Genomic DNA, 10,971 nt, shown 5'->3' on the forward strand with positions numbered 1-10,971 from the left:
AATTTCTTTTTATAAAAAGGCTTTTAAAGTCTTAAACATAATTTGTCTATTTTGTCAATTTTTATGTTAAGAAAGATGTTTATAAAGCATAGCTTTGAAAGGGGGGGGGGAGGCAGAAGGTTTTCTCAAGAGTGTCACCTTTATTTTATACACGCTCCGATGCTACTGGACATGATGTAACAAAATAATCTACAGATTGACCATTATCGATCGAATATTACTTTTGCTAGTTTGATGATTATGTTTTGGGCATCTTAGTTAGTATTTAAGTCAGGGCCTACGCATAACAATCTTAATTTTGGTAGGGGTTAACGGCCGTTAAGTCCTACACGGCGAAACTCCTAATAAATGGACTTTATAATTTTATCTTTTGTCTAACTCCTGTAATGGCAGATAGGAACAAAAAATTCTTGGTACGGCAGCAAGATACTCCCACTGCAGTATCTCGTAACAAAAATAATTACCGAATTATTAATTATTAATTAGGGTTTGCGCTCAAAAGTCTTATGGGTGAGGGTAGGAAACAGGAGACAACCCACCCCTGACCCCTCCCAGGAGGGGAAGACAGGAGACAGGAGGAACGGGGTACTTATAGAAGGTAGGAGCTAAGTTTTGTCAGAATGATTTTTCTGCCTAACTATGAGCCTAAAATACGCTCCTTTTTGAGGGTTTTAGACGTGATCCCAGGCATTTTTTTAGGCCCCAAAAAGGCTAAAACCTTTATGTGTAAATACTTTTAGATTTAATCAGCAAGCCCTAATTATTAATAATTAAATAATTCGGGCCTTGAAGCCTCCCCTTTTAAGGGGAAAAAGCGGTCGAGGGATGGCGATCTTCGGAGCGGCTCTGTCACTCTTCGGGTCTCCTCGCTGTCCTCCAATCGACCAAGAGAAAATAAATAATATCTCCTTATATTCAATTCCGTAACGGTTTTAACCAGAGGTAATTATCAATTATCCATTATCCATTATCAATTAATGAAAATGCACCACCACCAGGAAAAGTATCTCAGTTAAAAAATAAACTTTCCGCATGAAAGCTTATCGTCTTAGTATTAATGTATTAATGTGGAGATATTGTGGAGGTAATATGTCCCAAAATAGAAGCCATTTGGTATCTTGATTGGAGCCATGGAGTTGTCCGTGGGATAGAGGCAATAGGAGAAAAAGGTGGAAAAATATTCCCCATATTTATCAAAATAATATGGTTCGCGCAACCCCGCCTTTGAAGGCAAAATATTTTTGGAGGGTTGCTCAAATCCCCGTTACAAAAATAACTTCTGTACGGGTGGTTCGCGTTTGCGGAGCATTCCATAGGAAACCACCCCTACTGACTTCTGACTTCTGACTTCGTTAATCGTTCCGCCCCAATCCCAACGTACCTTATGGAGTGGGACTTTTCGCGGTATCAGTTAAAATATCTATAGGGACAATGACTACTCAACCCCCAAATTATGGAGCTGAAACTCCCAAATCACCAGAAGAAGTCCTGAAATTAGCGATTCAAGACTTAGATAGTTTTCGTCAAAATCTGACTAATCACTTAAGCCAAGATATAGACAAACTGAAAGTCGAGAAAGAACAACTTAGTGAAGATGTAAGTAAATTACGAAAGCAATATGAACAGTTGCAATCTAAACAGCTCGAATCTCTATCTCAGCGACAAATAGCCCAGCAACAATTATGGCTTAAACAATTAGCCCAGGTTTTGGCTAATAACTTACAAAAACAGTTAGGCCAAAAAATTAGAGATTTAACGGATAGTGTCGATCCGGGACTACAACAAGCTGGTATTCCTGGGGGAGAGTTACCAATGACTAATCCTTCAAATAATTATTATGGGACTGCTAATGAATTTGGAGATTCTTTATCTAGTATTCTGAGTGGAACATTTGAGGCATTAAAACAGGAGTTGGATAGTTACCAAAGTGACCTTTCTGTCCAGTTAAATAGTATGCGTAGTATGGAACAGCAAGGTGAGATTATTCTAGAAGCTTTGGTCAGTCGTCTTCAGGCACAACTGGAAAATAATAGTGCAGTTTCATCTGGAAGTTATGAAACTTCTCGGTCTGAGTCTAAGAACTTAGTAAATACTGCTTCTTCAGGAAAATCAATGTTGATGACATCTCCTGGGGAGTCCCCAGAAGTATCTCCTAAGTCCAAAACTGAGTCTACTGGCAAATCTAAAAAATCTGCTTCTCAAGTTCAGGTAGGTTTGATTTTGGCTCTACTTTCAGCAGCATTGTTATCTTTATTTAATGTTTTTATTAAAGTTATCCTTAATACGTCTCCACAACCTAGTACAATTTTAGGCTTATTTCCGGTAGAAGGATCGATCGCTCCTAATGTGGGTAATTCTTTATTAATTTTATTACTACGACTAATTGTAGTTATGTTGTTGATGCCTATAATTGCAACATTTCTCTATCCTGCGGTTTGGAGCGATATTGAGCGGCTGATTAAATCTAGAAATTTTTCTTTATGGTGGAAGGTTATTGGTAGTGCTTTCTTTTTATTCCTTTCTCAGGTATTGATATATATTTCTATAGGTAATATTCCTACTGCTATTGCTATTACAATTTTCTTTATTTATCCAATTATTACTGTTTTAGTATCTTGGGGATTATTTGGCGATCGCCCTTCTATGGTAAGAGTTTTTGCGATGGTTCTTATTGTTGTCGGAGGGTTTTTAGTCCTTCCTAGTGGAGAGGGTGATTATCAACAAGGAATTTTGGCTGCTGTGGGTGCTGGAACTACTTTTTCTGGGTATGTTATTCTTACGCAAATGTCAGCAGGAAAACTTCATCCCATTCCTTTTAGCTTAGTGAATTTTGCAGGAATTTTTGTATTTTCTGCTTTAGGTTTAATGATGCCTTTGCCTACAGAATGGTCGGTTAATATCAATATAGACCCTAGTGTGAATGTGTGGCCTAGTTTAATTTTTGGTGGTATTATTCTGGGGATTCTAACACTTTCTAGCTATGTATTAAATAGTTTTGCTATTAGATTTGCTGGAGCTGCAAGAGCATCTATAATTGGTACTTCTGGTCCGGCTTTAACTGCTTTATTTGCTCTTTTAGTTATTGGAGAAGTATTAGGAGTAAGGCAGGTTTTTGGCATAGTTTTGGTAATTATTGGTGTTGCTGCAATGAGTTTTGAAAGAATGTTTGCAGCAAGGCAAAAAACAAGTTAATAAGGAAGAAGGAAGAGGAAAGAAGTAAGAAGGAAGAGGGGAGAAGCATGAAGGTTTAAAAGTAAGAAAAAAACTTAAATTTCGTATATATATTCACTCTTGGGTTTACACAAATAATACAAAAGAGCTAGATACCAAAGGGCTAGATATGATATCAAAATCTGGCAATCTTGGATCATGTATTTCAAACCTACATTCCGAACTTCAATTTGTAACATAAAAGTTAGTATAAAATCCGTAGCTTGCTTAAGTATTTATACTATATAAATTATCTTCATTTACCTTGATTGGAAGTCAAATTCTCAGTGAAAAACTAAGCATAAATACTTGCTGAATCATTGACTCCTAATTGACCACTATAATTTTCTTCTTACTTCTTAATGCATGACTTTTGATTTTTGACTGTCTTGAGCGCGTCTTACATTCTGAGAAAACCTCAGAATTACCGAATAATTAACTAATTAATAATTAAATAATTCGCGCCTTGAAGCCTCCCCTTTTAAGGGGAAAAAAAGCGGTCGAGGGATGGCGAGGTCTCCTCGCTGTCTGACCATCGACCAAGAGAAGAAATAATATTTCCTTATAGCAATGTGCGCTGGCATATTTACACATTATCTTTTGTACACCTTTTCTAGACTGCACTTTGAACTGGACATTGTAAATACCTGAGCGCTCATTGCTATATATTCAATTCCGTAACGGTTAAAACCCGAGGTAATTATCAATTATCCATTATCAATTATCCATTAATGAAGCACTCGATGCATGACTTGTATTCTTGTGCTACGTTTTGTCGTGCAGAATGTAGGTATGGTTTGCTGATTAAATATCAAATAATTGCCAGATAAAGGTTTTAGCCTTTTTAGGTATTGAAAAAGTACATGGTTTTCAGCTCTTCATGGTCATGCATGGAGCGCATTTTTAGCGCATAGTTGGGCAAAAAAATTCTCCCCTACTGGCGCGTCAAGCTGAAAAAGATGTATTAAATTTTTTAGTATAGTTCTTGCTATGAATAAGGTTTGGAGAATTTTCCTAAAACACTATTTCAAGCTTGACGCGCTACTACTCCCCTACTCCCCTACTCCCCCGCTCCCCTACTCCTTAAAAAAGACTTTTTCAGCAAACCCTAGGTATTATGTACGGTTTCCACGAACTAGCACTCTACCTCGCCGAGTGCTAAATTTTTATTTGGAAGTAATATGAGAAAGACTAATGGCCAAAATTGTAGAATTTAATGATAAATCCAGACGCGCTCTAGAGCGAGGAATCAATTCCCTAGCTGATGCAGTCCGAATCACTATGGGTCCAAAAGGTAGAAATGTATTATTAGAGAAAAAATTTGGCGCACCACACATCGTGAATGATGGGATTACTGTGGCCAAGGATATCGAACTAGAAGACCCTCTTGAAAATACAGGTGCTAGACTTATTCAGGAAGTGGCATCCAAAACAAAAGATATTGCTGGAGATGGCACAACTACTGCTACGGTTTTAGCTCAATCTATGATTAGAGAAGGTCTCAAAAATATAACTGCTGGTGCAAACCCAGTAGCAGTGCGTAAAGGGATTGAAAAAACTATTAATCAGCTAGTCAAAGAAATAGAAGCAGTTGCTAAACCAGTAGAAGGAGAAGCGATCGCTCAAGTAGCTACGGTTTCTGCTGGTGGTGATGCAGAAGTAGGACAAATGATTGCTGAGGCAATGGATAAAGTTACAAAAGATGGGGTAATCACTGTTGAAGAATCTAAGTCTCTATCTACAGATTTAGAAGTTGTTGAAGGGATGCAAATCGACCGTGGTTATCTTTCTCCATACTTTATTACTGACCAAGAGCGTTTAGTAGTTGAGTTTGAAAATGCTCGCATTCTCATCACTGATAAGAAAATTTCCTCTGTTCAAGATTTAGTACCTGTGCTAGAAAAAGTTGCTCGTGCGGGTCAATCTCTTTTAATCATTGCTGAGGATATTGAAGGGGAGGCTTTAGCTACTTTGGTTGTGAATAAAGCACGGGGTGTATTGAATGTTGCTGCTGTGAAAGCTCCTGGTTTTGGCGATCGCCGTAAAGCTATGCTCCAAGATATTGCTATTCTCACAGGTGGTCAACTTATCTCTGAAGAAGTAGGTCTCAATCTGGAGATGGCAGATTTAGATATGATGGGAGTTGGTCGGAAAATCACTATTAATAAGGACAATACCACTATTGTTGCTGGTGGTGATACAGCAGAGGAAGTGAAAAAGCGCATTGCTCAAATTCGCGGACAGCTTGAAGAGAGTGATTCTGATTATGACAAAGAGAAATTACAGGAGCGCATCGCTAAGTTAGCTGGTGGGGTAGCAGTGATTAAGGTTGGTGCAGCAACAGAAACTGAACTTAAGGACCGCAAGTTAAGAATAGAAGATGCTTTGAATGCTACTAAAGCTGCTGTAGAAGAAGGTATTGTGCCTGGTGGCGGTACTACTTTAATTCATTTGGCAACTAAGGTTGATGAATTGAAAGGTAGTTTAAATGAGGAAGAGCAGATTGGTGCTGATATTGTTAAACGTGCTTTAGAAGCACCTTTACGTCAGATTGCTGATAATTCTGGTGAAGAAGGTTCGGTAGTTGTTGAGAAAGTGCGTTCTACTGATTTCAGTGTTGGTTTTAATGCCATAACTGGTGAATATGAAGATATGATTGCTGCTGGTATTCCTGACCCTGCAATGGTAGTACGTTCTGCGTTGCAAAATGCGGGTTCCATCGCTGGTATGGTATTAACTACTGAAGCTGTGGTTGTTGAGAAACCTGAGAAGAAAGCTGCGATGCCAGATATGGATGGCGGCATGGGCGGCATGGGCGGCATGGGCGGCATGGGCGGCATGGGCGGCATGGGTATGCCTGGCATGGGTATGATGTAATATTGCCTGTCTATATTAGCCAAGCCTATATTAGCCAAGGATTGAAATCCTTGGCTGATAGCTTAAGTCATCTAAAGATGACTAGCAATATTCTTAGTTGTAGGTTGGGTTAAGCGACAGCGCAACCCAACAAATTTACTGAATAATAAAAAATTAATAATTAGGGTTTGCTGATTAATTATAAAAGTATTGACTGATATTGGTTTTAGCGTTTTAGAGTTGAAAAATGTACCAGCTTTTCGGTGGTAAGAGCTGCATAAAGCTAGTATTTTGGAATGATTATGGCAGAAAAATTGAGAGACAAAACTTAGCTCCTACCTCCTCGCTCATTCCCATTTCTCCTGTCTCCTGTCTCCTGTCTCCTGTCTCCTACCCCAGCAAAAAGACTTTCCATACGCAAACCCTAATTAGACATCTCCAAAAATCAAAAAGAAAATAAATTATTATCCATAAATCATCAATTATTCTTCTCTATTCCCTATTCCCTATTCCCTATTCCCTCTTTTATGGAGATGTCTATTAAATAATTCTGGTTTAAAGCCTCCCCTTTTAAAGGGAAAAAAAGCGGTCGAGGGATGCTGAGAAAACCTCGCCATATCCAATCGACTAAGAGAAGAAATAATATTTCCTTATGTTCAATCAAGAACGGTTTTAACCAGAGATAATTATCCATTATCAATTATCAATTAATGAAATACAGAGAATTCCACTTGGTGAGGTACACCAGTCGCGGGCAAGATGCCTGCACTGAGGACGTTTAATTGTTAGTATCTCTATCAATCCACCAGTAATTAATTTTGTCTCCTAACTCCTGCTTTATTTACTTTATCTTTTATTTTGCGGGTTGAATACCCTGTGGCGCGTCGAAGACTTATCCATAAGCAATTTTCGTTTCTGCCTTCAGCATAGCTGCCTTTTTCAATCAATTCCTTCTAACGCAATTTGAGTTAAACGTTTGAGAATGCGAAGTACATCATATATAGATTATCATAGGTTTCTAGGAACGGCATTATCCCATACCTTGCCCATCTTCTGATACTCACGCCGAATTCCTTGTAAAAGATGTTCCATCATTACTGCACTATCAGCTTCAGCAGCTAGGAAAGCAGCAGCTAAGGCAATATTTTTAATATTCCCACCACTCAATTTAAACTGTCGCGCCAAAAAATCAAAATCTATATCTGGTGACAAGGGGATTTCCTCAGTCCAAATTCCTTCCCAAATCTGCTGACGACTTGCTTCATCTGGTGAGGGAAAGTGAACCGTAAACGCTAACCTACGCACGAATGCTTCATCTAAATTTTGACGTAGATTTGTCGTCAGAATTGATATACCTTCATATTCCTCCATCTTCTGCAATAGATAACCAATTTCAATATTGGCGTAGCGATCGTGGGAATCTCGAACTTCAGAACGCTTGCCAAACAAAGCATCTGCTTCGTCAAACAGCAGGATGGCATTAGCTGTTTCCGCAGCTAGAAAAATGCGGTTCAGATTTTTCTCTGTCTCCCCAATGTATTTACTGACAACTTGGGATAAATCAATCTTGTATAACTCAAGCTGTAGTTCATTAGCGATAACTTCCGCAGCCATTGTTTTGCCTGTACCCGGTGGACCAGAAAATAGTACATTTAAACCTTTACCAATGGATAGCTTGCGGTGAAAACCCCACTTATCATAAACGATATGACGATATTTGGCTTGATTGCAAATTTCTTTGAGTTGAGCAAGTTGATCGGTTGGTAAGATAATGTCTTGCCAATTATACTTAGAGTTAACTTTGCGGGCTAATTCAGTTAAATTGTTACTAGATTGCTCACGAGCTGATACTAATAGGTCATTTAGAGTAGGCTGAATTGTGCTGTTCGGCAACTCCTCAAATTCTGAAGCAGAAAGCCACAAAGCCTGATTACAAGCATTTGTAACTGCACCTGCTATTTGAACTGAACTCAAACGAAAACGATTAGCAAGGGTATCCAGTTGGCGATCGCTAAGTACAATTCCTTTGGATTCCAAATTTGCTTGCCAGTGGATACGCCGTTGGGAAAAATCTGGGTTAGGAAAAGGCACAGTAATCATACCTTTAGTATCGAAAGTTGTTACCCACGACTGTACTCCCGATAAGATTACCACATCTTTCACCTCAGCTAGTCTATCAAGTAAGTTTTTATATGACAGATGCTGCTCTTTGGTTTGTAGCGCATCTAAATTTTCCAGATAGACAATAGCATTGTGAAAACAAGCTTCACGAAACAATAATTTTAGCAGTTGGTCAAAGTTTTCCTTAATTGCTAAAGCTTGAGCTAAATCGGCAATTAATAACTGCCTGTTAAGTTGAGCTGCAAGAGCGATCGCTCCACGGCGTTTCTCAGCAGGGTGCAAACCAGAGAAATAGATAAGTAAAGGTTGGTGTGTATTTTGAGCTTGGGTGATTAGTTTAGGAAGTATCCGCTTGATTTCATCCCGAATGGGGAATTTATCCTCAACAGCAGGATGAGCTAATAATTGACACCATAATCCTAAACGCGGTTCAAGTCCCTTTTGTTTTAAGAGAAAATGGATAACCTGGTCGTCCAGTTTCAAATAATAGGATAATATTGGTGGCTTAACCTGATGGGTGTCAGGAATTAAGTGAAGTAAGCCGTGTTTGATTAAGGGTGCATCAGGAGCAAAATGGACTCGTTGCAGCAGTTTTGCTTCAGCGGAGGGACAGAGTAAATTTAGGGCTAAATCAACACTAGGTCGCTTGCGAGTAACATCATCCTGAAGATAGGCATAGAGACGCTCGTAACGCAAATCAATTTCTGGAGCTAGGGCAATGAGCATCAAGTCCAAATCAAACTCAGACAAATCGAAAGTTTGTTTTAACCAGTTTAATGGTATAATGTTCATTTGAGCAGATTCAGTATCTACTGCAAACAAAGGTATCCCAGGTTGACGATCTAGGAGTCGGTTGACCTCATCTGGATCGATACGCAGACCTCGATAAGGGTCATTAGCAACTTCTGAACCGTAGAAAGCTTGTGCTTTTATTACTGCTTGCTCTAGTAATTTATCTAACCTTTGTAATGCTGAGAGCAGATCGTTGAACATTTGTGGTATTTTAATATTTTTAGTTCAGAGAATGTATCAAAATAACATGGGTATAAAACCCCGCCTTTTAAGGCGCAATATTTTTGGAGCCTTGCTCAAATCCCCTACTTCCCTTCCTGCTCCCCTCCTGGGAGGGGTTGGGGGTGGGTTGACTTCTGACTGAATTCTGAGTTCGTTAACAGTTTGGATGTATCGCACTACGAGATCCTGTGGTCGCTTTCGATGAGGGCGATCGCTTCTTCTGGTGAAATATTCTCATTCATCACTGCCCGGATACTTGGTAAGTAGTAATCTATGATTGTAACATTGGCATACACTAACCGTTTGATGACTTGATAATTCAGGATGTTGCCTTCAACAGCAATGCTGGTTTTGTAGCGAATTTCACCGTCGTTAAAGTCCATCTCGAAATTGCCGATGATTAAACCATAGTTGATACGGGTGAGTAGTTCTGCTATGGCCAATCGTTTTTCTTCGGAGACCAATTCAGGGTAGATCGAATAAAAAACAAATTGTTCTTCAGTCTCTCTAGCTTGAGCATAACAGTTCCAGAGACCGTTTTTGCCCTGGTAGGCCATTTGTAAAACGGATTGTCCTTGGAGTTTAGTGAAGGTCCAATCGTCTTTTGTGAAGTAGGCAATGATGGTTGCTAGGATGGATTTTTCGCGGGCCAAATCGTCAGTGTCGTTATCGTTATCCTCAGAAAAAGCGTTATCGAGCCAGGTTTCAAATCCCTCAAAGAGGTTGGTGATTCCTTTAACGAGTTCCTCAGCAATATCTTCGGTTGCAGCGCTCAGGTTGGCCGCAGCCCAGTTTTCGGCAAAGTTGGTGATGCCTTCGGCAATTTGTTCCCTGGCGGTTTCAGGATGGTTAAGGATTGTTGGATTGACGTAATTCCAAAAGGTGGTATAGCCTGTTTCGCCAGAGTCTTGGTCTTGTTTGACAGATAGGCAAAACCAATTTTCGGTGTTGAGGAGGGGATTGGAGGACAATGGTGACTGGGGTTCGGTATCAGATGGGGAAGCATTTGGGGGCAAAGGGGATTGTTGGCTGAGGTTAGTGAGATAAGTCGCAACAGTTTCAGGGGTGTTGGCGTGTTCTGAGAGTTGGGGGAGCAAGTCTGGTTTGAGGGTGATTTCCAGTTGAATATCAGTATCAGGCAAGAAATCACCGTTAGAAAAGGGACCACGAAATTCAGAGTTAAGGTTAAAGAGGGCGTGGGTTTCGATTTGTTGGTAGGAAGTGGGATTTACTTGAAGGCTTAGGCGACATTCGTTGATGATGTCTTCCTGGGCAGTGAGAGCAATGTTGACAACGCGAGTAGTGAAGGGTGAAGGCGTACCCTCACAAAAGGTTAAATTAAGGTTGAATTTATAGTTATCCATGGTCAAAGAATGTGAAACCCAGAGGCTTTAATAAGGATATTTTTTTCTCAGAATAATGATCTTATAATCAATAGAAATTACTAGAAAATCTCAAATATGAAAGCTTTTGTATTGCTTTAGACTTGTTGTTAGATATCATTATAAACTTACCGCAATAGTAGTAGGAGCATCTTGCTCCCTAGAATCACCGAAAGCTAGCAAGATGCTGGCACTACAAATTTTTCCAAATGGGACGCTTCCTAATATTTCACTACTGGCAAGCTTATTTTACAACTGTAAGGATTGATATATAGTGACATACTTATCCCAATCAAAATCTGGAAATAACATAGGCATATCCGATTTGAAATCACTTATAAGAGAACTTTCCAAGTTATTGTTTTTTATATTCAGCAAAATAATCGGA

General features: G+C 39.4%; 4 protein-coding genes. 2 read left to right on the top strand and 2 right to left on the bottom strand.

The window, feature by feature from the left end:
- Positions 1-1,431 precede the first annotated feature (1,431 nt).
- Both F6K54_RS30850 and groL read left to right on the top strand, forming a co-directional pair.
- Positions 1,432-3,192 (top strand): DMT family transporter, encoded by a 1,761-nt coding sequence (locus F6K54_RS30850; RefSeq protein ID WP_293086413.1) that lies wholly within the window; start codon positions 1,432-1,434, stop codon positions 3,190-3,192.
- A 1,212-nt stretch (positions 3,193-4,404) separates the two neighbouring features.
- On the top strand, positions 4,405-6,087 hold the full coding sequence (groL, locus tag F6K54_RS30855; protein ID WP_293086416.1) for a chaperonin GroEL: 1,683 nt from the start codon (positions 4,405-4,407) through the stop codon (positions 6,085-6,087).
- Between the two features lie 987 nt (positions 6,088-7,074).
- Here groL and F6K54_RS30860 read toward each other — a convergent pair.
- Together F6K54_RS30860 and F6K54_RS30865 are read right to left on the bottom strand one after the other, a co-directional pair.
- Entirely contained in the window at positions 7,075-9,180 is a 2,106-nt protein-coding gene (locus F6K54_RS30860; RefSeq protein WP_293086419.1) for an ATP-binding protein, read from the bottom strand.
- Between the two features lie 197 nt (positions 9,181-9,377).
- Positions 9,378-10,565, bottom strand: a complete 1,188-nt coding sequence (locus F6K54_RS30865; protein ID WP_293086422.1) for a YbjN domain-containing protein — start codon at positions 10,563-10,565, stop codon at positions 9,378-9,380.
- Positions 10,566-10,971: the final 406 nt, after the last annotated feature.

Origin of the sequence: Okeania sp. SIO3B5 (genome assembly GCF_010692555.1) — a bacterium.
GTDB lineage: Bacteria > Cyanobacteriota > Cyanobacteriia > Cyanobacteriales > Microcoleaceae > Okeania.